The sequence below is a fragment of the Petralouisia muris genome, assembly GCF_004793545.1.
Classification (GTDB): Bacteria; Bacillota; Clostridia; order Lachnospirales; family Lachnospiraceae; genus Petralouisia; species Petralouisia muris.
Map to the genome: position 1 here is coordinate 1 of NZ_SRYA01000042.1, position 23,649 is coordinate 23,649.

At 47.3% G+C, this 23,649-nt stretch carries 27 protein-coding genes; 4 read left to right on the forward strand and 23 right to left on the reverse strand.

Annotated features, from left to right (window positions below; translation table 11 throughout):
• The 3 genes from E5329_RS18110 to E5329_RS18120 form a co-directional block, all read left to right on the forward strand.
• The coding region (locus E5329_RS18110; protein WP_135990829.1) for a relaxase/mobilization nuclease domain-containing protein at positions 1–1,001 on the forward strand (1,001 nt) is incomplete at its 5' end.
• Positions 998–1,261, forward strand: coding sequence for a transposon-encoded TnpW family protein (locus E5329_RS18115; RefSeq protein WP_135990830.1), 264 nt, complete (start codon positions 998–1,000; stop codon positions 1,259–1,261). The genes E5329_RS18110 and E5329_RS18115, both read left to right, overlap by 4 nt.
• 104 nt (positions 1,262–1,365) lie before the next feature.
• Positions 1,366–3,042: a recombinase family protein gene (locus E5329_RS18120; protein ID WP_135990831.1), complete on the forward strand. Its 1,677-nt coding sequence runs from the start codon at positions 1,366–1,368 to the stop codon at positions 3,040–3,042.
• A 185-nt stretch (positions 3,043–3,227) separates the two neighbouring features.
• On the opposite strand, the gene E5329_RS18125 is transcribed toward E5329_RS18120, so the two are convergent.
• The 5 genes from E5329_RS18125 to E5329_RS18145 form a co-directional block, all read right to left on the reverse strand.
• The gene (locus tag E5329_RS18125) at positions 3,228–3,398 is read right to left on the reverse strand and encodes a cysteine-rich KTR domain-containing protein (RefSeq protein WP_016221094.1); all 171 of its coding nucleotides are present in this window, start codon (positions 3,396–3,398) and stop codon (positions 3,228–3,230) included.
• A complete protein-coding gene (locus E5329_RS18130; RefSeq protein ID WP_016221093.1) occupies positions 3,395–4,024 on the reverse strand; it encodes an ABC transporter ATP-binding protein in 630 nt (209 codons plus the stop codon). Before E5329_RS18130 ends, E5329_RS18125 begins: the two co-directional genes overlap by 4 nt.
• 12 nt (positions 4,025–4,036) lie before the next feature.
• Complete coding sequence (locus E5329_RS18135) at positions 4,037–5,470, reverse strand: ABC transporter permease (protein ID WP_120391750.1); 1,434 nt, start codon at positions 5,468–5,470, stop codon at positions 4,037–4,039.
• 128 nt (positions 5,471–5,598) lie between these two features.
• Positions 5,599–6,720 carry a HAMP domain-containing sensor histidine kinase gene (locus E5329_RS18140; RefSeq protein WP_135976971.1) on the reverse strand — a complete coding sequence of 374 codons (1,122 nt, stop codon included), beginning with the start codon at positions 6,718–6,720 and terminating at the stop codon, positions 5,599–5,601.
• Position 6,721: 1 nt separating this feature from the next.
• Positions 6,722–7,384, reverse strand: coding sequence for a response regulator transcription factor (locus E5329_RS18145; RefSeq protein ID WP_016221090.1), 663 nt, complete (start codon positions 7,382–7,384; stop codon positions 6,722–6,724).
• A gap of 257 nt (positions 7,385–7,641) precedes the next feature.
• Between E5329_RS18145 and E5329_RS18150 the strand changes: the two genes are divergently transcribed.
• Positions 7,642–8,001: a helix-turn-helix transcriptional regulator gene (locus tag E5329_RS18150; RefSeq protein WP_135976972.1), complete on the forward strand. Its 360-nt coding sequence runs from the start codon at positions 7,642–7,644 to the stop codon at positions 7,999–8,001.
• Positions 8,002–8,028: 27 nt separating this feature from the next.
• Here the strand turns inward: E5329_RS18150 and E5329_RS18155 are convergent, their stop codons facing one another.
• From E5329_RS18155 to E5329_RS18240, 18 genes are all read right to left on the reverse strand, one after another.
• Positions 8,029–9,846 carry a lysozyme family protein gene (locus E5329_RS18155; protein WP_135990832.1) on the reverse strand — a complete coding sequence of 606 codons (1,818 nt, stop codon included), beginning with the start codon at positions 9,844–9,846 and terminating at the stop codon, positions 8,029–8,031.
• A gap of 38 nt (positions 9,847–9,884) precedes the next feature.
• Positions 9,885–10,664, reverse strand: a complete 780-nt coding sequence (srtB, locus tag E5329_RS18160) for a class B sortase (RefSeq protein WP_135990841.1) — start codon at positions 10,662–10,664, stop codon at positions 9,885–9,887.
• 139 nt (positions 10,665–10,803) lie between these two features.
• Entirely contained in the window at positions 10,804–11,208 is a 405-nt protein-coding gene (locus E5329_RS18165; protein WP_135990833.1) for a DUF6075 family protein, read from the reverse strand.
• Between the two features lie 14 nt (positions 11,209–11,222).
• Positions 11,223–13,556, reverse strand: a complete 2,334-nt coding sequence (locus E5329_RS18170; protein WP_135990834.1) for a VirB4-like conjugal transfer ATPase, CD1110 family — start codon at positions 13,554–13,556, stop codon at positions 11,223–11,225.
• A 3-nt stretch (positions 13,557–13,559) separates the two neighbouring features.
• Positions 13,560–14,012: a PrgI family protein gene (locus E5329_RS18175; RefSeq protein ID WP_135977071.1), complete on the reverse strand. Its 453-nt coding sequence runs from the start codon at positions 14,010–14,012 to the stop codon at positions 13,560–13,562.
• A 1-nt stretch (position 14,013) separates the two neighbouring features.
• Positions 14,014–14,250, reverse strand: coding sequence for a hypothetical protein (locus E5329_RS18180; RefSeq protein ID WP_135977096.1), 237 nt, complete (start codon positions 14,248–14,250; stop codon positions 14,014–14,016).
• 26 nt (positions 14,251–14,276) lie between these two features.
• Positions 14,277–15,113, reverse strand: coding sequence for a hypothetical protein (locus E5329_RS18185; protein ID WP_016296645.1), 837 nt, complete (start codon positions 15,111–15,113; stop codon positions 14,277–14,279).
• A gap of 101 nt (positions 15,114–15,214) precedes the next feature.
• Entirely contained in the window at positions 15,215–15,571 is a 357-nt protein-coding gene (locus E5329_RS18190; RefSeq protein ID WP_135990835.1) for a glutamyl-tRNA amidotransferase, read from the reverse strand.
• A gap of 14 nt (positions 15,572–15,585) precedes the next feature.
• Positions 15,586–17,379 (reverse strand): VirD4-like conjugal transfer protein, CD1115 family, encoded by a 1,794-nt coding sequence (locus E5329_RS18195; protein ID WP_135990836.1) that lies wholly within the window; start codon positions 17,377–17,379, stop codon positions 15,586–15,588.
• Positions 17,366–17,563, reverse strand: a complete 198-nt coding sequence (locus tag E5329_RS18200) for a hypothetical protein (protein ID WP_016217817.1) — start codon at positions 17,561–17,563, stop codon at positions 17,366–17,368. Before E5329_RS18200 ends, E5329_RS18195 begins: the two co-directional genes overlap by 14 nt.
• Positions 17,564–17,578: 15 nt before the next feature.
• Positions 17,579–18,442, reverse strand: a complete 864-nt coding sequence (locus tag E5329_RS18205) for a hypothetical protein (RefSeq protein ID WP_135990837.1) — start codon at positions 18,440–18,442, stop codon at positions 17,579–17,581.
• Between the two features lie 2 nt (positions 18,443–18,444).
• Positions 18,445–19,332: a PcfB family protein gene (locus E5329_RS18210; RefSeq protein WP_135990838.1), complete on the reverse strand. Its 888-nt coding sequence runs from the start codon at positions 19,330–19,332 to the stop codon at positions 18,445–18,447.
• Positions 19,274–20,719: a relaxase/mobilization nuclease domain-containing protein gene (locus E5329_RS18215; protein ID WP_330572244.1), complete on the reverse strand. Its 1,446-nt coding sequence runs from the start codon at positions 20,717–20,719 to the stop codon at positions 19,274–19,276. The genes E5329_RS18210 and E5329_RS18215 overlap by 59 nt, the downstream gene beginning before the upstream one ends.
• Positions 20,686–21,018: a plasmid mobilization protein gene (locus E5329_RS18220; RefSeq protein WP_135976900.1), complete on the reverse strand. Its 333-nt coding sequence runs from the start codon at positions 21,016–21,018 to the stop codon at positions 20,686–20,688. The genes E5329_RS18215 and E5329_RS18220 overlap by 34 nt, the downstream gene beginning before the upstream one ends.
• On the reverse strand, positions 20,966–21,130 hold the full coding sequence (locus tag E5329_RS18225) for a DUF3789 domain-containing protein (protein ID WP_135976899.1): 165 nt from the start codon (positions 21,128–21,130) through the stop codon (positions 20,966–20,968). The genes E5329_RS18220 and E5329_RS18225 overlap by 53 nt, the downstream gene beginning before the upstream one ends.
• Before the next feature lie 139 nt (positions 21,131–21,269).
• Positions 21,270–21,560 carry a hypothetical protein gene (locus tag E5329_RS18230; protein WP_135976898.1) on the reverse strand — a complete coding sequence of 97 codons (291 nt, stop codon included), beginning with the start codon at positions 21,558–21,560 and terminating at the stop codon, positions 21,270–21,272.
• A 73-nt stretch (positions 21,561–21,633) separates the two neighbouring features.
• Positions 21,634–22,623: a DUF3991 and TOPRIM domain-containing protein gene (locus E5329_RS18235; protein WP_135976897.1), complete on the reverse strand. Its 990-nt coding sequence runs from the start codon at positions 22,621–22,623 to the stop codon at positions 21,634–21,636.
• Between the two features lie 103 nt (positions 22,624–22,726).
• The gene (locus tag E5329_RS18240) at positions 22,727–23,503 is read right to left on the reverse strand and encodes a hypothetical protein (protein WP_135976896.1); all 777 of its coding nucleotides are present in this window, start codon (positions 23,501–23,503) and stop codon (positions 22,727–22,729) included.
• Positions 23,504–23,649: the final 146 nt, after the last annotated feature.

Genomic DNA, 23,649 nt, shown 5'->3' on the forward strand with positions numbered 1-23,649 from the left:
CCACCCACCTTGACAAAGGACATCTCCATAATCATTTCTGTTTTAACTCCGTTTCCTATCTGGATGGGAGCAAATATAATTACTCAAAATCGGAGCAGAAAAGGTTGAGGGAAGTGTCCGACCGCTTATGCCGAGAGTACGGTTTATCGGTGATTGAAAATCCTAAGAAAGCCCCGTCAAGACCGCTTTATCTGGACGAAAAAAACGGAAAGCCGACACGGTACAATGTTTATCGGGAGGATTTGAGAGAAGCAATCAATAGGAGCAGGGATTTACAGCACATGATGAAATACCTTGCCGACAAGGGATATGAGATTGATTTTTCGGGCAGCCATTGGAAAATGAAGCTGCCGCAGTACAAACATTTCACAAGGTTAGACACGCTTGACGAGAGGCTGACACCCGATTTCATACGGTCATGCCTAGGCGGGACTTCCCGATACGGAAACCATAAAGCAAGAATTTCCTACTCCCAGCATATGCCAGAGCAGTACAAAAACGCATGGAAACCACATCAAAAAACCACAGGAATCTTAGCGTTATATTATTACTGGTGCTATCAGTTGGGGATATTCCCAAAAGGCACGGACTACAAGCCGACAACGCTGATGAAAGAGGAGCTTCGGAAACTGGACGAGATTACCGCACAGGTAAGGTATATGTCAAAGCATAACATCGCTACCCTCTCCGATTTACACGCCGACAGGGAGAAAAACCAGACCGAAATGAATAAACTGATTGACTACCGCCAGCACTTGCGGAATAAGGTACGCCGTGCTTTACCAGCCGAAAAAGAAACACTCCGAGCCAAAAAACAGGGCGTGACGGAACAGATAACCGAGCTTAGGAAGCGTCTAAAATATGCAGACGGGATTGAAAAACGCGCTGCCCATATCGACAACTGCTTAGACCAAATCCACGATACGACTGAAAACCAGCGAGCAAATACAAATGTCAGAACAGGCAGGGCAGACCGCAGGAGGGAGGAATCATTTCGATGAATGAGCCTTTTAGCGACATAGAAAAAGAAGAATTGTCAGAAGAAACTGTCATCCGTCAGATGATTGATGGGATTACGGACTGCCTTGCATCCATGACAAAAGAAGAACGGATAGCATGGTTTCGCAGGTCGCAATATCCCCATCCACTTAATTTCCAGAAAGAAATAGACGGCACGGTTTACACAGTCAATGCCCATTTTAACGCTTCCGCATCTGAAAGCATAGAGGAAAAGACCAAGCGTATTCTCCTAAACGCATAAACAAGATTTGAATTAAGGCTTTAAAGCGTTGAAGTATTCTGCCAGATATGGTATGATAATGGCACCTACAATTCATATCATATCTGGCTGTGGAAAGGAGAATTATGAGCAGCCAGCCAGATAAAATAACAGCTTTATACTGCCGTTTAAGCCGTGACGATGAACAGGACGGGCTTTCGGGCAGCATCAAAAACCAGAAGTCCATACTAGAGAAATACGCAAAAGAAAATGGTTTCCGCAATGCCCGCTTCTTTATTGACGATGGATTTTCGGGGGTGTCGTTTACAAGACCCGCATTTATGGAAATGATGGACTTAGCCGAGCAGGGGAAAATCGGGACGATTATCGTCAAAGACCACTCAAGGCTTGGGCGTAACCGCCTTGTTGTCGGGCAGTTATTGGAAGAAGATTTTGACCGCATGGAGGTACGTTATATCGCTATCATGGACAATATCGACACTGCTAAAGGCATCAGCGACCTTGTCCCCATGCAGGATTTATTCAATGAATGGCACGCCAAGAACACAAGCCAGAAAGTAAAGAATGTATTTCGCAATAAGGGGATGTCAGGAATCCCGCTTACAAGCAACCTGCCATACGGCTATAAAAAAGACACTGAAAATCCCCGAAAATGGATTATCGACGAGCCTGCGGCAAAAATAGTAAAACAGATTTTCAGCTTATGCGTGGCAGGGCTTGGACCGACACAGATAGCAAAAAAACTGAAAGCCGACAAGGTAATGACGCCGACGGTTTACTGGAACAGCATTGGAATGGCATACCGAAAACCGCCCGCCACACCCTACCACTGGTCAGCAGCCAGCGTAGTACGCATCCTCTCCCGACAGGAATATATCGGGGACACCGTTAATTTCCGCACCATGCACAAATCATTTAAAAGCAAGAAGCGGCTGGAACTCCCGCAGGAGGAATGGCAGATATTTAAAAACACCCATCCCGCAATCATTGACGAAGAAACCTTCCTACTCGTGCAGGAGCTTCGGGAACACCGCCGCAGACCGACAAGGAGCGGGATTATCAGCATGTTTTCTGGTCTGCTCTATTGCGCAGACTGCGGGGAGAAACTCTATTACAGCACAGTAAATAATTACAAGAGGGAACAGGCTTATTTCTTCTGTTCTTCCTACCGCAAAAACTCTGATGTATGCTCTGCCCACTATATCCGAGAAAAAGTAGTGGCAAAGGCAGTATTGGACAGTATGCAGCGTGTGTTCTGGTACGTCCAGTGTTTTGAAAAAGATTTTGCCAGAAATCAGATGGCGGCTTTCGGAGAGGAAAAGAGGAAAGAATTATCCGAAAAGCGCAGGGAGCTTGCACAGGCAAAAAAGCGGGTGAAAGAGATTGACAGCCTTATCCAGAAGATTTATGAGGACAATGTAAGCGGGAAAATCTCTGATGGGCGTTTCGCCACCATGTCAATGGCATTTGAGGACGAGCAGAAACAGTTAAAAGAATCCATTCCCAATATGGAACAGTACCTTGAAACCGAAACGGACAAGAGCGACAGCCTTCAGCGTTTTATCGACAGGGTAAAATGTGTCACACAGCTTACGGAATTAACCCCCGAAATCGTACACGAGTTTATTGAGAAGATTGTCGTGTCCAAGCCAGAATATATCGACGGTCAGCGTTACCAGAGTTTAGATATTTACTACAACAGCGTCGGCATTGTCAGAGAGCCGATGCCCGAAGAAATGGAAGAACTGTTCCAAGAGCATATGCGGAAAAGAACAGTCAGCCAGAGCAGTAAAACAGCGTAGCCGCAAGGCTACACTGTCTACATAGCAGCATATCACAATATTTCGGTCTTTAGGGCAACTTCCTTACGGAACACCATCCAAATCGCCGTTTTTTTATTTGGTGGACGTATCTGCATTTAATTAAGTAAAATGCAGAGCCGATAAACTGTGGTTTCATTCATTCCACACATTCATCGGCTCTGCATCTATGTGTCTGGCTCTGTGATGATAAATACTTGCATATTTTTTGCGTTAATTATCGTTTCCCGTTTACATTTTGGACAATAAAGCGGATAGTTTTTCAAAACAGTATCTTCCCTAAATTTGTTATGCGTCTTTTTTTTGCAAATCGGGCAATATATCCACTCGTATTTCATATTTGAAGCAACCTGCCTTTTTTTAACTTAAAAACGGTATCTGCTTGTTTTACAAGGTCGTTGGAGTGGGTAACAATAATTACGCATTTATTCATCTGATGGGCGCAATTTTTCAAAATCCCCGTAATTTCTGCGGCAGTATCTTTGTCTAAATTTCCCGTTGGTTCATCCGCTAAAATAACAGGGGCATTCGATACCAGTGTACGGGCAATTGCCACACGCTGCTGCTGTCCTCCCGACAGTTTCATTACATTTCGTTTTGCTTCATCCTCCGTCAATCCAAGCTGCTTTAATATTGGCAGGGCGTCCTGTTTTGCGGTCAATTTTACGTTTTCAATCGGAGTCATATAATCAATAAGATTGTAATTCTGGAATATGACAGAAACATGATTGCGCCTATGGGATTCAAGTCCCATCTCCGATATATCCCTGCCATTAAACATAATTTTTCCTTCCTGTGGAATATCAAGACCGCCTATCAATGATAACAGGGTCGTTTTCCCAGAACCAGATGCACCAAGTATCGCATACATTTTTCCTGTTTCAAATTGAGTTGTGATATGTTCTAAGACCTTTGAGCCTTTTTCATATTGATATGTTACGTTTTCACATATTAGCGTTGTCATCTTTTTCTCCTCCTAACTCATGCGGGATAAAATTTCACGCGGCTTCAAACGCATGACCGCAATAGACGATATCATAACAGATACAATGATAATTACAAATCCAACAAGATATAACTGTAATAAATTTTCTATGCTTACAGAAACTTCAATATCCGTTTCCAAATAATCTGTATTTTCTGCACCGCTCAATTCTATATTGTCTACACCTCCTAATGCTGTACTTTCAAACGATTCTATCACAATGTCATCTTGCTGCACGTCATTCGGTTCTTCTATTTTATTCTGTATATCCTGCTGTAAAAGCACATCGGCGATACGGTTTGAAACCATATTACTTGTAAAAAAGGAAATCCCAAAAGCAACGATTGCAATCAGCAATACTTCTGTCAGATATTGCCCTATAATGTCTGTCTTTTTTATGCCAAGCGAGAGGAACACACCTGTTTCACGGACACGTGATTTTCCCCATAGAGTAAGAATAAGCGATAAGATTACAACGCTGACAAGGATAGCCGCAATCAGCAGACCTATCACCAGTTTATCCATACTTTCCAGAGAGGAAGCCGTATTTTCATAAGTTTCATTTTCCGTATCAATCGTAAATCCATCCTCTTTAAATCCAGGCGTCTTTTTCACTTTTTCGATAATTTCATCCATTTCTTCTGGGTCGTTTATGGTAATTGAAACTTCTGAAAATCCCTGGACAGCAGGGGTGTTCTCGATAAGAATTGCCGACGCTATATCTATAAACACCCGATTCTGTATTTTATTATAGCCCTCTATATTCTTGCCGATTTTTTCTGTTTCCATTGCTGTAAACAATCCAACGATTTCCAGCGTCATGCTGCGCCCATCCATAGACCTCGTTTTCAGCATATCGCCTATCCCTAAGCCATTTTTATCAGCCAAATCTTTACAAATAATTGCTTTCCCCGTATCTTTTTCTGTAATATGCCTGCCTTCCGTTAGTTTGACAACGCCATTTGTAAACAAATTGTGTTCTTCGGAACGCCATAGACTTACCGTAGTCGTGCTATTCCCTAATTCTTCCTCCAAAGGAATTGTCCCCTTGAAAAAAGACAACTGTTCAAAATCCAATAATGTTTCATCAAATGCATCGCAATATTTCACTCCTGCTATATCACGGATATTTTTCACCATATCAGAGGATAACTGCTCTGTGGAATACATGATATATCCAGTCCCTCCACTTTCATCCTCGTCCGATTCTTTATGCAGATAGGGGTTATTATCTGTGTAGTCCGTCCAGACATGAAAAGAACCGCCAAGGCTTTGACGCAGATTTTGCTGTGCTTGTTTTGTAGCTTTCCCGATAGACAATCCCGACAAGACAAAGGTTGCCATAATAAGCAATATACAAAAAAGCACTATGCTTTTCCCTTTTTTTCGAGTAACATATAACATTGCCCGTTTTAAAAAATTCATTTTGATACCTCCGTTTTTTATTTTTTGAACACAATATTAAAATAACATTCCTATATGGAACGTATATGGAATATCTGTGAAAAATAAACGGAAGAAAAAAATCCCCCGAAACATCGGAGGGTTTTTCATCATAAATATATAGTAAAACACATTCTTTGCGGATTGTCTTTCGCTTGAAACGTATATGGAATAGAAAGTGCAGAAAAAATAGTGTCCACAATATACAAGCCTAAGCCATTTCCTCCTTGCTCTCTGCTTCTTGCATAATCAAGACGGTAAAATGGCTCAAACAACTGGGGGATTTCGGATTGCCGAACAGGGACACATTCATTTTCAACAACAAGATTTCTGCCATCCATAGAAACAGAAATCAGCTTCCCGCTTTCTGTATATGCAACTGCATTTGCAAGAATATTAGAAACTGCCTTTTCAAATAAGGAAATGGGTATACTGACTGTAAAATGCTGTGGCAGGCAGACAGAAAAATTTATCTCGTTTGCAACGGCAATCAGTTTATATGGCTCACAAAGGTTTGTGAGCAGTTCTGGCAAATTTATTTCGGTCGGTTTTTCTTCATTTATGATATTCATTTTGGATGTTTCTAAAATTTCATGTATCATCTCGGAAAGCTGTTCTGTTATTTCTTTGCACTCTGGCAGATATACGTCATAGTCTTGATATTTTCCTACTCCAAGTATCATATTTTCAAGAATGGCGTTTAAAGCAGTAACAGGCGTTTTTAATTCGTGGGAAGCTGCACGCAAAAAATCTATTTTCAATTTCTCGCTTTCCTGCACATACTTTTTTTCTAATTCAAGATTATGGATTGCTTTCAGCAAACTCCTGTAAAGACTATTGATATTTCCTGCCAAATCTTCAATTTCATCTCCCGAAGTAACAGAACATATCGCAGACTTATCCATTTTTGTCATGCGCTGCGCTGTTTCTGATAAGTGACAAATATTTCGCGTCATGCTTCTGGAAAAAAGTGCAGCACAGACAATGGCAATCACGATACAACAGGAAACAGAAACAGGCAGGGCACGTTTTATCGTAAATGTTACAAACTGTGAGGCATCTACGTCCGTACTGACTAAAAATCCGTCCAGTTCCATTCCTTTCTCGCCAACAAGTCCTAAAGATATTTGTGGGGCAAGAACATACATGATGCCATGTGCAGTTATTACAATAAATATCAAGACACTCAATGTATATAAAAATGTCTTAGGAAATATTTTTATTCGTGCCATATTAGTCCACCTCATATTTATATCCAATTCCTTTTACAGTAACAATGCAGTCAAGATGCAGTTTTTTTCGCAGGTTTTTTATATAAGTATCTACTGTCCTGTCAATAATAGGATGGCTGTCGCCCCATAAATCGTCAAGTATCTGGGAACGGGTCAGAACCAGTCCTTTATGCTCCACAAACAATTTCAGCAAGTCAATCTCTTTTGGAGTAACGTCGATTTTTCCATTGTCATCTTTTGCTGTATAACCTAAAAAATCTACAATTACATTTCCAAATTCGATTGTATCTGGCAAAATCCCCTTTCCGCTTCTTCTTAAAAGTGCAGTAATGCGCCGCCCTAACAAAATCATGGAAAAGGGTTTTACGATATAGTCATCTGCCTGTCCGTCAAAGCTGGAAACTTGTGTATATTCGTCCCCTATTGCTGTTAGCATAAGTATCGGGACAGAACTTTTTTCTCTGATTTCATGCAAAACAGAAAGTCCCGATATTTTTGGAAGCATAATGTCAAGTACAATTAAGTCAATCCTGCTATTGCTAAAACATTGCAGCGCAGATTCCCCGTCATATGCAGGAATTAATTTGTGTCCCGCTAATTTCAAATACTCGCAAATCGCTTCATTTGTTTTTCGGTCATCTTCAACAATAAGTAATGTCGCCATATTAATCACCTCTTTTTTCAGTTTAACACTCCAATATGGAGCGAATGTGAAATTTTAGAAAGAACATCCATTTATGTGCTAACTTACATCTATTATAACCGCTTATATAAATAGCAACAATTATGTAAATAGGATTTTTCCTCTCTTGTAATAGGAGATAAAATCTCTTATAACCAGAGATTTCACATCGTTTCATAGGATACTACACCTCTGTAAAATATAAGGGTAAAAATTTTCAGAGTACAGGTGGTGAACGAATGGACAAAAGAAACAACGATTTTGACTTTGATTTCAGACCGTTAGGACTGGCAATCAAAAAAGCCCGTAAAGCTCAAGGCGTGACCAGAGAACAGCTTGCGGAGATTATTGATTATAATCCCAGACATCTTCAAGCTGTTGAAAATGAGGGGCAGTATCCAAGCATAGAGCTATTCCTTCAACTTATCACAATGTTTGATGTATCAGTTGACGAACATATACATACTGAGGAAAAAGCAAAGAAAAGTTCTATCCGAAGACGTTTGGATGCTATGCTTGACCGACTGGATGACAAAGAACTGTCCGTTGTTGAAGCAACTGTAAACGGGCTATGTAAAGCAAAAGAGCCAGAGGATTGACCTCTGGTTTCCTTTTGCTCCGCCCAACTAATAGTTTGGGCATCCGTAGCCGTATATTGAGCCGCTCCCGACTGGATAGCTCTGCTGTTTGCAGGCATCCCCAGAGTTACCCTCCACGGTATAAACCGTTCCATTCTCGCATTTCTCCACGATTCCCACATGGTCGATTGAGCCGTCGCTCCCCCAATCAAAGAAAATAAGGTCGCCTGCCTGCGGCTCATAGTTTTTGTCCTTCCACTGTCCTTTGCCCTTGAACCAGTTCACGCCGTCCGAGCAGAGGGAGAATTTCGGCACAATTCCGCTTTCCAGATAGCCGCACTGGTCGGCGCACCACGACACAAAACATGCACACCATTCCACACGCCCGCCAAAGCCGTACCAGCTCCAATAAGGCTGACCTCCCTCGTTGCCAAGCTGCGTCAGAGCCACTTCTACGATGGCTTGATTGCCACCGCTTGTAAACGCCCGCCCGTATGGGTAGTAGCGTAACACATGGGCGGGGTACTGCGTGTCGCCGTACTTCTCCCAACCGAGCCGCTGTGCCTGCATTGCGGAAAATTCCACCGCATTTGCATAGGAATAGCCGCCGTAGTTGGTCTTTGCCCATGAGATATACCCGTTCCCAAAGTTGTAGCCCTGCAGGGCGAGCTTGATGCGCTCCATGTCAATCGGGTTCTCCACCTCGGCTGAAACAAGTGCAGCTTTCAGTTCCTGCACGCCGCACTCGATGGAATATTCGGGGTCTTTAATACCATTCGGCTCATGGGGGTATTTCTTGTTGAAACTCCCCTCCGCCGCCTGCATCGGGTCGCTGCCTTTGCCGCCAGATTCCTGCATCATCACCGCCTTTATCAGCTCCACATATTCGGGGATTCCGTACTGCTTCGCATACTTCTGTATCAGCGGCGTGTAGGCTTCCACTTCCGCACTGACAGGGGTATAGGAAGTGCTGTCGCTGCCGCCCCCGAACAGGGAAACGGCGCACCCAAGCAGGACGACGATAATGATTATCACAATGGCAATCCAGCCGCCCGCGATAAGGGCAGAAATCAACGCTTTTGTCCCCGCTATGATTGCCTTGACCGCCGCAATGGTAGCCTTGACCGTGGCTTTCGTCGCTTCGGCTGTCGCTTTTGCGGTGACTTTTGCCGTCTGCGCCGCTTTCTGGGCGGCTTTGGCAGATGCTTTCGCCGTTTTCTGTGCCGCCTTTGCGGTCTGCTCGGTGGTCTTAATCGCTGTCTTGGATGTCGCCTTTGCGGTTTTCACGCCTTTTTCCGTCGCCTTGACTGTGCCTTTGGCTGTGGTCTTGACGGTTTTTTCCGCATTTCTGGCGGTTGTCTTTATCGTCCGCTTTCCCTGCTGTCTGGTCTTTATCAGCGAGTTTGCCGCCGTCTGGGGCGTTTCGGTCTTGGCAGGAGCAGCGGAAACAGCGGGACGGCTTGCAGTCCCTTGTATTTCCTGCAAGCCGTCCTGTCCCATTGTACGCATGGCGTTTTGTTCTGCCTTATTCCGCATTGTTTTCTGCTCTGCGGCTTTCTTCGCCCGCTTTGCCTTAAAATCGGCAATTTTATCCTTTGCCTTACCGATATTTTCTTTGGTAATCTGGGTGTTTTTCTGCCCCTGCTTATTAAATTGGTGGATGCCCTCGTCCCTGATACGCCCCGAAGCATGGGAAACCTTGTCGGCGGCATATTCCGTGGGGGAATTTTCCTCTGCATAATATCCCTGCTCCGCCTTGTCCTTTGTCTTTGCGTAAGCGGATTTCATGCGTTCCCCTGCAACAGCCGCCTTATCAAGCGTCTTAATCGTGCCTCTGACCGCATCTCTGGTCTTTATATCAGCCATAAAATCCGACCTCCTTTCCCAGAAGATTTGCGGTCATGTCAATTTACCTTTTTTGCCACGACGACAAGCCTGCCGTTCTGTGCCGAGTATTCGCAGGTGGAGAGGGTAATGAGCCTGTCGCCGTATTGGGCTGTCACACCCGTATCATACAAGGCAAGCTCCTTACACTTCCCGACATAGGCGTCAAACTCTTTTTCATTCTCCGCATTGACAAAATCATAGTAGCGGTAGCCCTCCGAGCTGTATGCCACGGTCTTAAAAACGGCGATGATTTCATACGCTGCCTGCTCCGTGAGCGTGTCAAACTGGACGGTCTTATGCTTCTCATAAAAGCTCTTGGATTTGTAATCTTCCAACGCCCCGAACATCCTGCCGCCTTTGATGTGGTGTCCGTAAATAACCAGATTGTCGCTTGTGGGGATGTCGCAGTCCTCTTGGATATACGGCACTCCCAAATCGCTGTATTCCTTTTCAAAGCTGTGCTTCAGATAGAAATTCGGATTGTTTTTACTCTGCATGACGGGGTAGTTGATGCCTGTTCCGTCAATGGCAATCCACCCGACCATATCCTCATTCTGCAAATACAGCTCTTTGTATTTCGCAAGAATGTCCTCGCCCTCGCTGACGGGCATATCCTTATCTCTGGGCGGTTCTTCCTCTGGCTCGGCGTTCTCCACAACCTCGGCAATCTCCGCAAAGGCTTCCGTCTGCTCGTCTATCTGCTGGTAATGGCTGTAAATCTTAAAGCCGCAAAAAACCGCCGCTCCCAAAAGGGTAACAGCGGCGGCGGTACAGAGAATACATTTATAGTTTTTCAGATTCATAGGCTATTCCTTTCCTTAATTCTGCCCTGCTTTCTGGGCATAGGGGTATGCCCGCAGGGTGTTTCTTTGTTCTTGCCCTGCTTTTGGGCATAGACGTATGCCCGCAGGGTAATTCCTTGACATTTATTTTCAGTTACCGTGTATGCTCCGCCTGCTTCTTGGGCGTGGGTAAGTCCCTGCAATATTCGGGATACCGTGCCTTGATGCCCTCCATGAAATACGGGGCGAACTCGCAGCAGAACAATTCTTCTGGCGTAAACAGTTTCTCACGCCCCTCCTCGGCGTAACCGTTCCAGAGGTTAAAAGCAAGGTGGCAGACCTTGACCGTGCCGCTTGTCTGCCATCCGCCGTGCATCCCCTCTGGCTTGATGCAGTCCGTCTTAAAATCGAACATGGCGTTGATGTTCTGCCTTGTTTCCCCCGCAATCCCCATCACATAGAAAAACGCCCTGTGGTAGCAGTCGTTTACCCTGCATTTCATCATGCTTTCCAGAAAAAAATCACGGTGGGCTGCGTTGCGGAATCTTATCTCTGACATAAAAATCCCTCCTTTTAGCACTCCCCAAATTTAGTCGTCATCAGCTTATACAGCTCCGTATTGCGTGGGAACTTATTAACGAACGGCACAAGGGAGCTGCCGACTTTGAGTAACCCCTGCCCCGCACCAACATTCGTGATATAGCTCATCTGTAAATCGGAGATGTTAAGGAGCTTCGCAAGCTCAATACGGTCTGTGGATGCTTGGTTCAGCATGATGATAAATTCAGAGTTGGCAAGCATCGTCCTCGCCGTATGGCTCTGCAAGAGGTCGTCCACGTTCTGCGTAATTCCAGTACAGTACGCCCCGTACTTACGCACACGCTTCCAGAGGGTAAAGAGGAAGTTAGCCGAGTATTCATGCTGAAAGAGCAGATAAATCTCGTCAATGAAAATAAAGGTGTTCCTGCCTTTCGCCCTGTTCTGGGTGATGCGGTTTAAAATGCTGTCGAGGACGACAAGCATACCGATAGGCTGTAACTGCTTGCCCAAATCGAGGATGTCGTAGCAGATAAGGCGGCTGTGGGTGTCCACGTTCGTATGCTTGGCAAAGGTATTCAAACTGCCGTCCGTAAACAGCTCAATCGCAAGGGCGATTTCCTGCGCTTCTGGCTCGTCCTGTTTTAACAGCTCCTCACGGAAGTCCTGCAAGGTCGGAGGTGTACCCATATAGTTGCCCTGCTGGTAATGGCGGTAGACGCTCGCCGTGCAGCGGTCAATGATGGATTTCTGCTTTGCCCCAAGGCTTGCCCCGCCGATAAGCTGCTCGCAGAGGGATAAAATAAACTCTGACTTCAAGATGACGGGGTTCGCACCGTCGCCGTAATCAGAGTTCATGTCCATTGCGTTGATGTGGTTGTCGCTCGTCGCCGAGATGTGGATAACCTCGCCCTGCATCGCCTTTACAAGAGGGGCGTACTCTCGTTCGGGGTCTATGACCAAGACATCGGCGTTAGGGTCGGTCAGAATGATGTTCGTCATTTCCTCCTTTGCCGTAAAGGATTTGCCCGCACCAGACACGCCGAGGATAAAGGAATTTCCGTTCAAAAGGTGGCGGCGGTTGGCGATAATCATGTTCTTTGAAATGACGTTCTGCCCGTAATACACGCCGTCCTTATGGTAGATTTCCTGCACACGGAAAGGAATAAACACCGCAAGGCTCTCCGTGGTGAGGGTACGCAGGGCATCTATTTTCCTCACGCCGAACGGCAGGGCGGTGTTCAGACCGTCCATCTGCTGGTACTTCAGCACGGCAAACTGGCAGAGATGCTTCCTTGCCGTCGTGAGCAGGGCTTCCGTGTCATTGTCAAGCTGCTCTTTGGTGTCTGCGGTATGCACCATCGTAAGCACGGCAAACATCATCCTCTGGTCACGGGTCGTCAAATCGTCCAGAAATTCCTTGCTTTCCTTTCTCTGCTGTTCCAAGTCGTAGGGGATGACGGCGGAAAAATTGTTGTTCTGGTTCTGTTTCCTCTGCCAGTTCGTGATGTTGGTTTCCACGCCTAAAAGACGGTTTTCCACCTCCCGCACGGCTTCGTCTGTGGGAACAGGAACAACATCAACAGAGAGCATCATGTTACGGTTTAATTCGCAAAGCTCCGCCACCATGCTGTCCTTGATATAGGCGGCGTACTCTCTGAGGAATATCACACGCCCGTAGCGGTTGCCCATCTTAAAATAATCTTTCTCAAACTCAAAGGAGTCGGGGCAGATATAGTCCTTGAAGTCGTGTCCTTTCCGCATGGTCTGCACCATGTCAAAGGAGAACGCCGTTTCCTCGCCCGTGCGGTAAAAATCATGGAAGATACGCAGCTTGTCGTTAGCATCCAGTTCCGTACACTTCGAGCCTAAACGGTTAAAATGCCCGATAAGGTCAGCACCGACACGGGCAAAATAATTCCTCGCTTCCTCAATGTTCTTCTTGCAGACGGAAACCGTCACATATTTATCCTGCACGGTGGAGTTTGCCCCCGTTGCTTTATCGAGCAGCATCTTGTTATACTCTTTGCGGTATTTATCCAAATCGTCCTCCGCCATCGGGATTAAGATGGTCTGCTCAAAGTCCGCTTTATTGAGCCTGCGATTGTTTATCGTGATTTTCGTGGTCGCCCCGCTATCGAGGGCGTTAAGAAGCTCCGAGTATTCGAGGAACATCGCTTCCTTGTCCTCACGGCTTGCCACGGCGTAGTTGATGTCCTCAAACTTAAATGTCTTTGCGTATTTGTTCCTGCCCACGAGGAAAATGCCGTCCTCCCACATGGTCTTTAACGGGATGACCGCCTGCACCGACTTCGGCACGATGAATTTCTCCCTGTCCTGCTTGAACAGCGTTTTCAGCGTCTTAATCATAATCTACCTCCTTGCGCTTTCTTGATTTCTTGGGCTGCTTTCGCCCGTCTGTCTTTGTTCTTTTTTTCTGCGTTTCCCCTTTTTCCGTTTCTTCTCCTGCACGGCGGGCAATCCTTTCTCATGTGCGTCCAGTGCCTGCTTCACCGCTTCGTAATATAAATTCTCTGGGACAAATAAAATCTTCTTCGGCATCAGAAACTGCGACTTTATCCACGCCCACACAAACTGCTCGGCGGTCATGCCGTTGTACCTTACAAATCCCATGACCGCAAAAGGGGAAGCCCCCAAGATGCACATCCAGCTTACTGTTTCCGTCCCGAACCTGCCACGGAGCAGGAAGAACAAGCCGACCGCCACGCCGCAGGCAAGCACGGAAAACAGGAACTGCCGCATCGACAGCCCGAAGAACATGGATTCCGTGTAGTTGCGGATTTCCTTATTTATCTTGACTTCCATATCAGCACCGCCCCTCCCTGACATCCCCCGTCGAAATAAAGAGGATACTGCGTTTCGGGATATACGCAAATCCAGAAATGGCATCCCCGATTTCAAATATCTCGTTATCGTCCGCTTTTTCAAATTTTCCGACCAGTCCTTTTTCAGCAGGCAGGTCATAGGCTTCGGAAGCCCCGATGACTTCTCCATTTAACAAATGAATATCATAATTCTGGTAATATTTCGTTTCTTTTTTCATTTCAATTTTCCTTTCCTGTTGGATAATTACAAGCCCATCATCTCCCTTACCACACGGTCTGCCATCTTGACCGCACCGACAAGGACGAGCATATTGAACACCAATTCCCCGATATAGCCCCATACCATCGTGACTGCCGCCGCATCGGGGTTGACTGCGGGTGGGGACGCCGCAAACACCGAGAAGATGATGCAGGCAAGCACGATGATTGCCCCCTCTAGGCAGACGGCGGAGTAGCTTTTGATGAAGCTCTTCCCCACGCTCTGGCTCGGCTCTCCCGCAAACGAGGACAGCGGCACGGGGGCGATGGCGGTATAAAGGTACAGCTTAAAAAACCTGCCGTACACCGACATTATCATAATGAACGACAGCACCGTGATGAACAGCCCTCCTATCAGCGTGACCGCCCATAAGGGGATGCTCTCGAAAAAGCCGCAGTCCTCCACGGCTGTCACAATCTCCTGCGGCAGAACCGTTTTCTGCGCCGAGCCGAAGCCTGCGGCTTTCATAATGGCGGAAATCACGCCCTGCACGATTTTAAACAGAGCCATCATCAGCTCCAAGCCGTAAGTGACCGCGCCTTTCGCAAGAGCAAAGCGGATGAACAGCTTCAAGGCGTGTTCGGGCTTCTTCACGCTTGCGAAGTCGCCGCAGGTACGCATCACGCCCACGACAAAGAACAGCACGAGCAGGGCAAGACCTATCGCCTGCAACGCCCCGTGGATGTCAACGATGACTTTCCATATCGCACCGCCTTTAAAGGTTTCTGGGGATTGGGTGATGAGCTGCCATATCTCGGCTAACTTTTCATTCCATGTGTCAAGGGCGTTCTCCAAGTTCTGGACTACCCAGTTGTCTGACATTCGACCACCTCCGTTCTTAAAATTGGGCAGCGGGGCAAGTCCCGCAGAGCGGATCTGCCCCGTTGCCCTGTCTTGTGTCAGTCTGTTGTCTTAGTTTCTTATTAGCCCGTGATAAGGGTTAAAATCTCTTTCGCAAAGGTAATCACAACGCCGCCCGCCAGTGTGAGGAAGCCGTTCGCCCTCTGGGACGGGTCGTGGGATTTCAGCGACAAGCCGACCTGCACGATGCCGAAGCCGAGCATAATCATTCCGACCGCCCGTATCAGACCGAAGATGAAATTGGAAAGGTTGTTGACAACGGCAATCGGGTCATTTGCGGCAAAGGCGGTCATGGACGTTCCAAGCATCAGAGCCGCAGCCAGTACCGCCACGCAGTAGAAGCGGAAACCTCTTTTTACCTTGCCTGTCATCGGCAGTTTCTGGGTTGCTTTCTTCTCGTTTTTCTGAAAAAGTTTCATAGGGTAAATCCTCCTTATAAATTGAATATTTCTTCCAAGTCCTCATCGGACAGAAGTTCGTAGGATGTGCTGACCGTTTCCATGCTCTCTGCATCCATCAGCAAAGCATCGTCAAACACAAGGGTTGCGACCGCCTGCGTCGGCTCTCCGTGGAGATACGGCGGCTTCCCCCCGTCGGCGGTCAGTTTCACGTTCGGGTGTTTCAAAATGTCGTACTTCAAATCCATAACGGGGCGTTCCCCACGCACAAAAAGAAGTGCGTAGCGGTTGTCAAGCATACGCACCTCATCTGGGGTTAAAAGCTCACGCCCCGAAATCTGGTAGTTGGTGGAATAGTTGCCGCTCCGCCCAGAGCTTTTCCCGTAGGTGTTCGTGTCTATCGTGGCTTTTCCAAGAAGCTCACTTACAAACTTATGGGTACTCTGCTCGTTGCCGCCGAGATAGAGGAACTCATCGGCATTGCCAACGATGCTTTCCCACTGTTTCTCAAACAGGGCTTTGAGCTGTGCCAGATTTTGCAGGATAATCGAAACGGACACGCCCCTTGACCGCATGACGCTCAAAATCTTGTCAAAGTCATCGGGCAGCGAAACATTGGCAAATTCATCCATAATGAACTGGCAGTGGACGGGCAGGCTCCCGCCGTACTTGTGGTCGGCGAGGTAGAATAACTGTTGGAATAGCTGCGTGTATAACAGCGACACAAGGAAATTGAAACTGGTGTCGTTGTCTGGTATTAGTGCGAACAGTGCGACTTTCTTCTCGCCCAAAGACGGCAAATCCAATTCGTCCGTGGCGGTCAATCCCGCAAGGCTTTCCAGATTGAACTTCTCAAGCCTTGCGGCAAGGGTTATCTGGATGCTCTTTAGCGTCTTGGCACTCCCGCTGTGGTAATCACGGTAGTATTTCAAAGCGATATGCTCTGGGTTTACCATCTCAAGACGGTCAAACAGTTCGTCAAGCGGGCTTACATAGCCGTCGTCGTCCTCCCTTACCTCGCCCGCCCGCAATAGCTCCATCACCATCGGGAAATTCTGTTCCTCTGGCGGGGCTTCGTATTTCAGATAGAACACGAGGGACAGAAGCAGCATACTCGCCGCCGTGTCCCAGAACGGGTCTTGTGACTGGCTTCCTTTCGGCGTGGTCGCCTTAAATAAATTTGTTACCAGCCGCTGCACGTCGTTGTCGTTCCTTAAATATACAAACGGGTTGTAGCAGTGGCTCTTGTGCATATTGATTAAATCAAGCACACGCACCTCATAGCCTTTCTTTTCCAGAAGCCCGCCCGTGTCACGGACAATCTCGCCTTTCGGGTCTAAAATTACCATTGACGTGTTACATTGCATGACATTGGGCTTACAAAAAAATCTGGTCTTTCCTGCGCCAGAGCCGCCCACCACAAGGATATTCAGATTCCTCCTGTGCTTCTTCCCGTCAAGCCCGATGCAGACGCTCTGGGTCAGCAGCTTGTTTTCCGATGCGTCCTTATCTCGGTATTTCTTATTGAGAGTGCCTGCGTTGCCCCATTTTGCAGAGCCGTGTTCCTCCCCCTTGCGGTAGTTCCTGCGTGTGGAGAAATAAACGCCGATTCCCATGCCGTAGGCAAGCAGAAAAATAAGGACAGTCCTTACGCTGTCCCCACATACCGTTATGGAAAATGGGTTCTCCATTGCCACGGACAGGTTGCCGATTATCTCCACGATGCCGCCGCTGACATAAGGGGCAGTCAGCAGGGCAAGCCATACGACAGGGATAATGCCAAACAGAGAAAGGATTAGGCTCACTTTATAATCGTCACCGTTCTTCATGGCACTTGCACGGGGCGACCTTTACTTTCTTGGTCGGGGCGTATGCCACCCTGCTTATCAGCTCGTCAACAGGCTCAGTGGGGCGTTCCTCCTGTATCTGCTGCGTCCGCAGGGTGTTGAGGGCGTTAAGGACGATATTCTTATCATATTTATCCAACGCCAAGTGATAGCGTTCTTCTTTCATAGTCTGCACCTCCGATTAGCGTTCCTGCCCTTTGGATTTGGGCGGCTTGTTCTTTTCAAGGCTCTTATACATATCCGACTGGATTTCGCCGAGTACGTCACGCATCGAGCCGAGCTGCCCTTTAAATTCCTGCGTTTCCATGCCCTCAAATTCTTTCGGGAGTTTATCAAAATTAAAGCCCTTTGTGTCCACGCCGTAGCGGGAGCTTACCATATAGGCGACGCAGAACGACTTGAACTCTGAAGCGTCACGGCTCTCCTTATGCTTGAAGTCAAAGACCGCCGCCGACACTTCCTTTGCCATGCTGACAAAGAGCTGTTCCTCATTCAATCCCGTCTTGATGAAGATGGTCTGCTGTGCGCTGTCGTAAAACGCAGGCAGCTCAAGGTCATCGACAGGCACAAAGGAAACGGGGCTTGCGTCAATCATCGCCGACACAAGCTCCCGCATGGTTTTGGCTTCCTGCGGCTGCTGCCTGTCTTTTGCCGAGGTCTGGGAAATGTCGTAGACCACTTTTGCGTTGTAGCCGACCGCCTTTGAGCCGTCCTCCCGCTCGTACTCTTTCCCCGGCTCAAGGATGGTAATTTTCTGTGCGTCCTTGTCCACATAGGCACGGCTCTGTTTCCAACTGCCGTAATCTTTAAGCTGCGTCGCTTCGGGCATCTGTGCCGACACCAAGATGGCGTTGTTGACGGAGTAGCGGTCAAAATGCCCCTGCACGTCAAGGTACTGCTGAAACGCCACGCCGTCCGCCATCATTTTCTCGCAGGTCGTGTCTATCAGCTCATAGGCTGCTTTCCGCTGTTCCTGCTTTGCGGCAGCCCATTCCTCTTTGTTAAAAGGTCTGCCGCCGCCGCTGAATACGTCATAAATACTCATGCTTATCTTGCTCCTTTCGATTTTGGTTTCCGTTTCCGCTTCTGGGGCTGCTTATGCTCCGTCTTTCCAGCGGGCGGCTTTTTTGCCCTGTCGGGGGATTTCTCTTTGTCAAGATTCGGGGAAGCGTCCGCTTCCTGCCCCTTGCGGCTCTCCTTGATTTTCCGCAGTTCCTCCCTGACTGACGGCTTCTCCGTCTTAGCCATAGTAGCCCCCTCTGCGGGCTTCCTTTGCTGCTTTAAGGTAGGCTCGGACAGAGGGGATTTTTCTGTCTTTGCCACCGAGGGGTTTGGGGCGTTTTCCTCCTTCTGCACGGGCTTTCCCATAAGGGCGTCCATGAGTTTGTCTTTCTCCGCCTTTTCCTCCACGCCGACGTCTGGCTCTGGCTGACCGTCCTCTGCCCCTGCGTCTTTCACATCTGCGGTCTTGGCATCTTTCAGCTTATTCTTTTCTTCTTTCGTTTTGCCCTTTGCCCCTTTCGATTTCTCCGCTTCGGTCACGATAGAAGCGGTATCTACGGAAGCAAGGCTGAACCGCTCCACGATGCGGCTGATTTTCGATGCGTCCTCGGCTCTCGCAATCACGTCCACCTCCGCATTGGGGTCTTTGTTCTTACGGTCTGCAAGGACGCAGTAGAGTACACCATATTTCTTCGCTTCCTGCGTGAATTTTTTCAAATCGCCGCTCTTTACGGTAAAGACTTTTAATTCTTTCCCAGAGCGGAGCATATTTGTGAGCCTTGCCTTTCCTTTGGTTTTCTGTTCCTCTTTTAAAATGGAGTAGAGCAGGATGGCGATGTTTTTCGCACCCGCCCCCGTGATTCTGGCTGCGACCTCAAATCCCTCCAAGCTCATCCTTACGATTTGCTCCGCCGCTTCGCCGCCTGTGTTCATGCTTCATCAGCTCCTTTCCTTTTTCTTTGTTCTCGTCTGCCCGTATGACAGTTAATTTTTCCTTGAGGGTGTCGCTGCGGGCTTCGATTCCCTCGCATAATCTGACCTCCTTACGCAGTGTTTTCATGCGCCCCGTGATTTCCGACAGCCGAGCCTTGACCGCTTCTTTATCTTTGCCGCTTGCTTTGCGGCTCTGGGAGTAAAGCCCCTTTCGCTGTTCGGTCAGCTCACTTATCTCGGATTCCAGAGAGCCTTTATAAGACAAAAGCTGCTCTGCCGTGTCGATATGGTTGCGGCAGAGCAGCCTTGTTTCGTTTGTGATGGCTTCCATCTTCATCAAGTCGTCCTTTAGGAGATAGTGAAGCCGTGCATAGTTCTGTTGCTTCTTCTTCGGCAGGATGCCGAGCTTGTAGCAGTAGTGGAGATACAGCCCACGCAAGCCGCCGATTTTCTTTGCACTTTTTAATGTGCCTTTTACCTTTAGCACTCTGACCTGCGGCTGTTCTTTGGAAAAGTTCTGGAATTTGACCGCATAGGAATTTTCCCTTATGCGTTCCGTTATCCGCTCATTGGTGTAGTCGTCGCCGAGCTTATGGAGCCGCTTTGGTCTTTGCCACCCTTTGCCGATAATCGTCCAGTATTTTCGGTTGGGGTCAAAATTGATGCGGTATCCCATTTCCGACAACTGGCGGTCAAAGTCTTTCAGCGTAAATGATTTTGAGATGGCTTCGTCCACCGCCTGCCGTGCCACGCTGTCCCTTGTAGGCAAGCCGTTCTTCTCGGCTTGGCAGAGGACATAGGGCTTCTTCCTGCCGCTTGGGTGTTCGATGACCGATAAGGAATACTCACGGCACAATTCATCCGAACGCTGGCGGAGCAGACGCAGGTTCTTTTTGTTGTCGTGGTAATGCTTTCCGTCAATATAAGAAACGGAGTTGACGACAAAGTGGTTGTGCAGGCAGTCCGTATTCAGATGCGTCGCCACAATCACTTGAAACCTTCCGCCCCACATTTTCTCCGCCAGCTTCACGCCGACCTCATGTGCCTGCTCTGGCGTGACCTCGCCGTGCTTGAAGCTCTGAAAGCCGTGATAGCAGACAATCTCGCTCTGGTCGTTCCATTGGGCTTTCGCCATCATCATCTCATCCCTTGCGGTGGCAGGGTCGCAGTTTACGCCCGTGACGAAAAACTGACGCTCGGTCTTATCACCGTTGATGGCGTACTTCATCACGTCGCCCATCGCCTGCAAGTCCGCATCCGTGTATTTTGGGTTGGCGGTCTTTTCTGGGTTCTCGGCGTAGTCGATGGGATGGTCGAGCCTGCCCTTTACGTCCCATATCTCGCAGACCGCCATCAGCCAGACGTCTTCCTCGGAACAAGGTAGCACCTGCCCACGTCCAGACGGAAGTCCCGCCACCGCTTGGCTTCGTCGTAGAGCATCGGCGTATCCACAAAGTTCAAGGCGTTCGCCTTTGCCGCAAGCTGGTTGATGCGGTTGCCGATGGCTGACAGCTCCCGCATGATTTTATAGAACTCTGGGTCTGGCTTCTCGCACAGGCGGTAGCCCATGACCATCGACTGGAGCAGGGCTTGTCTGGAGTGTCCCGACCGCTCCGCAAGGGAGCAGAGGTATTCAGCTTCTTCCTCGGTCAGTCGGAACAGTATCTGCACGTTTCGTTTCCGCATCCAAATCCCCCTTTCCCTCGGAGAGCCTGTTAATCTGCAGCACGCACATACACGCCACGCCGCACATCCCTCCGAGCGTTGTGCCGAGGGCGAAGAACAATAAATCTCTCATCCTTAAAAACTCCTTTCTTCCTGCCGCACTCTGGCGGCGGTCTTTTCCACGGGGTATTAGGGGAGCTTTCCCCTAACAAGCGAATTTTGTTTCCATCGGCAGATGGATAACCAAATTCAGTGCTTGGTAAGACGTGTCTTTAATCCCCGCCCCCGTGACAGCATCCTTTACATACCGTTCTGAAGCACGGACAGCCCGAACAGCAGCCGTCCTCAAAATCCTCTCCCTCGGATTCGTTTTCTTCCCCTGCGTCCTCTAAGGGAGCGTTAATCTCGGCTTCGCCGCAGACGAAATCCCCATCGGAAAACCTCACAAGGTCGGTGTCAAACAGGATAATTTTTAACTTCTCCGCCGCCTGTTCGGGGCTGTCGGCATGGATGGAAACGGTCTTTGCATAGTGGGCGACAAGGGTCACTTCATAATTTTTCAATCGTTCTTTCCTCCCTTTCGGTCTGAAATTTTGTTGTGGTTACGGTCATTTCTTACAGAAAATCGTTATTCAGTCAGCGGGCATCCCTCCTTTCACGGCTCGGTTTCTGCCTTGCAATCCCCAGATAGGACATTAAAAAATCGTTGAAGTCCTTGCCGGCTGGCGGCGGTTCATCAACGATTCGGTAGTCTTTCTGCAACAATTCTTTTAATGCGGCGGTACATAGCCGACCTGCTTTGTCCTTATCCAGATGCAGAAATATGGTCTTGATTTGCGGGTTTGCTTTCAAAAAAGTCGTGAGGGCAACGGGGATTTTGCTTTCTTTCAGCTCTTTCTTCGGCTGATATACGCCCGACAGGGAGAGAAGATTTTCCGTTTTATAATCCCTGCCCTCACATTTTAAATAAGTGGCATAGGAGAGTAAGTCAATGGCAGCTTCGAATAAATGTACCGAAGCACATGGCTCTTTTGCCAGAAGTCGAAACGAATACCGCTTGTCACTGCCCGATGCGTCCCGCTTGAAGCTCCCCATCGTGCCACGGCAGGCGGCGTATTTTGGTGTTCCGCTTTCATCTTTCCCGATAAAAACGGCGTTGTGGTAGTCGGCACTCTCGAAAATAATCCCCTCGGCAATGCACTCTTGGATAATCTGGTAGTCAATGCCACGCCCGAAAAGATACTCTGTCACTCTGCCGCAGTCCTTATTCTTTGGCGGCAGGAGCAGCACCTTTGGCTCGTCTTTTTTCACGGCAGGGGGCGGCGGCTTCCAGTCCGCCATCGTCTGCCCCGTGAGGGTTTCCACGGCTTCCACAAAGCCGTATTCCTTGACTTTCATCAGATAATCAAGGGCAGAATAGCCGCCAAAGCCCCTCGACCACCAGTACCATTTGCCGTTGGAAATCTTTAGGCTGTCATGCTCGGCGGTACAATAGACGTTCGTCGTGCCTTTGACTTTGACAAGGTTGCTCGGCTCGTAGACTCTAAGATAAGACAACAAATCTATCTGCCTTGCCTGCTCAAGCACGTCTGGGTCAATCTGCACATAGGGTCTGTTACTTCTCAATAAATAAAATCACCTCCCGAAAATGAAATAAGCCGAGGGATTTTCGTAAATGAAAACCTCTCGGCTATGTATAGATATTCAATCTTCTCAAATATAAAAATATCTATTCTGATTCATAATATTTAATGTCAGATGAAAATCTTACTGGAAGTCCCAATGTATCATCAAACTCTAAATTCGACAACTCCACACCAATATTTTTTCCATAAGATAATGGTATTGTTGTAAATTTCAACTTCTGGTCATTATCCAGTTGTAATTCATAATGGTCTGGTTTATCTGGACATATAATGGTAAATCGAACCTCTTTCTGTAATTCATAACCATCAGCCATTTTATGATAAACCGATTCAAAACTATCATTCATAGCTAAATGAAGATACTCCTTGTCCTGCAACTTTTCTTCTAAATCATAATGCACTTTTCCATAAGAATGTGCTAATCCTTTCTGTTTTGCTGCTTTTAAAAATTTGTTTATAAATTCGGAAGTATTAATGATAACTATCATTTCCGTGCCATTACCCTGCCATAATGGTTCAATATAACTCCAAGGTATAGGATAAAAATACTTATTACTTTTGGCATTGTAATACTTAACGTCGTATTTTAATCCATACATACAATAAATATAAGCATTATTATTTTTGTGCATTAGCGTAATATCACCAAGTAATTTCCATGTTTTCTTTTCATCCGTTGAATATAATAATTTGCTTGGTATATTAGTTATAGCTCCCTCCATTATGTCTTTTTGACCTGCTGTCATATTATCCTTTTTAAATGCCATCTGCGGATTCATATATAATTTGTAGTCCTCATATAAAGTTTTATTGTAATCTGGCTTTGAAATTCTAATCAAAAGCAATAATTGTTCTCTCATAAATCTCCTCATACATATCTGCGTTTTTTCTTCTGATTGTATCATATCCTTGTTGCAAAATCTACCACATAGACATTTATGCAATCTCATATAATAAACAAATTTATGACTGCATATGTAAAAGACGGCATCAGCACTCACGCCAA

Bases quoted from the DNA above. Each gene is read 5' to 3' on its own strand.
- E5329_RS18135 (WP_120391750.1), bottom strand. From the start codon at position 5,470: ATGAATTTTTTAAAACGGGCAATGTTATATGTTACTCGAAAAAAAGGG.
- E5329_RS18225 (WP_135976899.1), bottom strand. From the start codon at position 21,130: ATGAGAGATTTATTGTTCTTCGCCCTCGGCACAACGCTCGGAGGGATG.
- E5329_RS18195 (WP_135990836.1), bottom strand. From the start codon at position 17,379: ATGAAGAACGGTGACGATTATAAAGTGAGCCTAATCCTTTCTCTGTTT.
- E5329_RS18120 (WP_135990831.1), top strand. From the start codon at position 1,366: ATGAGCAGCCAGCCAGATAAAATAACAGCTTTATACTGCCGTTTAAGC.
- E5329_RS18240 (WP_135976896.1), bottom strand. From the start codon at position 23,503: ATGAGAGAACAATTATTGCTTTTGATTAGAATTTCAAAGCCAGATTAC.
- E5329_RS18175 (WP_135977071.1), bottom strand. From the start codon at position 14,012: ATGGAAGTCAAGATAAATAAGGAAATCCGCAACTACACGGAATCCATG.
- E5329_RS18150 (WP_135976972.1), top strand. From the start codon at position 7,642: ATGGACAAAAGAAACAACGATTTTGACTTTGATTTCAGACCGTTAGGA.
- E5329_RS18220 (WP_135976900.1), bottom strand. From the start codon at position 21,018: ATGCGGAAACGAAACGTGCAGATACTGTTCCGACTGACCGAGGAAGAA.
- E5329_RS18205 (WP_135990837.1), bottom strand. From the start codon at position 18,442: ATGAGTATTTATGACGTATTCAGCGGCGGCGGCAGACCTTTTAACAAA.
- E5329_RS18170 (WP_135990834.1), bottom strand. From the start codon at position 13,556: ATGATTAAGACGCTGAAAACGCTGTTCAAGCAGGACAGGGAGAAATTC.
- E5329_RS18125 (WP_016221094.1), bottom strand. From the start codon at position 3,398: ATGAAATACGAGTGGATATATTGCCCGATTTGCAAAAAAAAGACGCAT.
- E5329_RS18140 (WP_135976971.1), bottom strand. From the start codon at position 6,720: ATGGCACGAATAAAAATATTTCCTAAGACATTTTTATATACATTGAGT.
- E5329_RS18130 (WP_016221093.1), bottom strand. From the start codon at position 4,024: ATGACAACGCTAATATGTGAAAACGTAACATATCAATATGAAAAAGGC.
- E5329_RS18115 (WP_135990830.1), top strand. From the start codon at position 998: ATGAATGAGCCTTTTAGCGACATAGAAAAAGAAGAATTGTCAGAAGAA.
- E5329_RS18200 (WP_016217817.1), bottom strand. From the start codon at position 17,563: ATGAAAGAAGAACGCTATCACTTGGCGTTGGATAAATATGATAAGAAT.
- E5329_RS18155 (WP_135990832.1), bottom strand. From the start codon at position 9,846: ATGGCTGATATAAAGACCAGAGATGCGGTCAGAGGCACGATTAAGACG.
- E5329_RS18180 (WP_135977096.1), bottom strand. From the start codon at position 14,250: ATGAAAAAAGAAACGAAATATTACCAGAATTATGATATTCATTTGTTA.
- E5329_RS18210 (WP_135990838.1), bottom strand. From the start codon at position 19,332: ATGAACACAGGCGGCGAAGCGGCGGAGCAAATCGTAAGGATGAGCTTG.
- E5329_RS18185 (WP_016296645.1), bottom strand. From the start codon at position 15,113: ATGTCAGACAACTGGGTAGTCCAGAACTTGGAGAACGCCCTTGACACA.
- E5329_RS18190 (WP_135990835.1), bottom strand. From the start codon at position 15,571: ATGAAACTTTTTCAGAAAAACGAGAAGAAAGCAACCCAGAAACTGCCG.
- E5329_RS18145 (WP_016221090.1), bottom strand. From the start codon at position 7,384: ATGGCGACATTACTTATTGTTGAAGATGACCGAAAAACAAATGAAGCG.
- E5329_RS18165 (WP_135990833.1), bottom strand. From the start codon at position 11,208: ATGTCAGAGATAAGATTCCGCAACGCAGCCCACCGTGATTTTTTTCTG.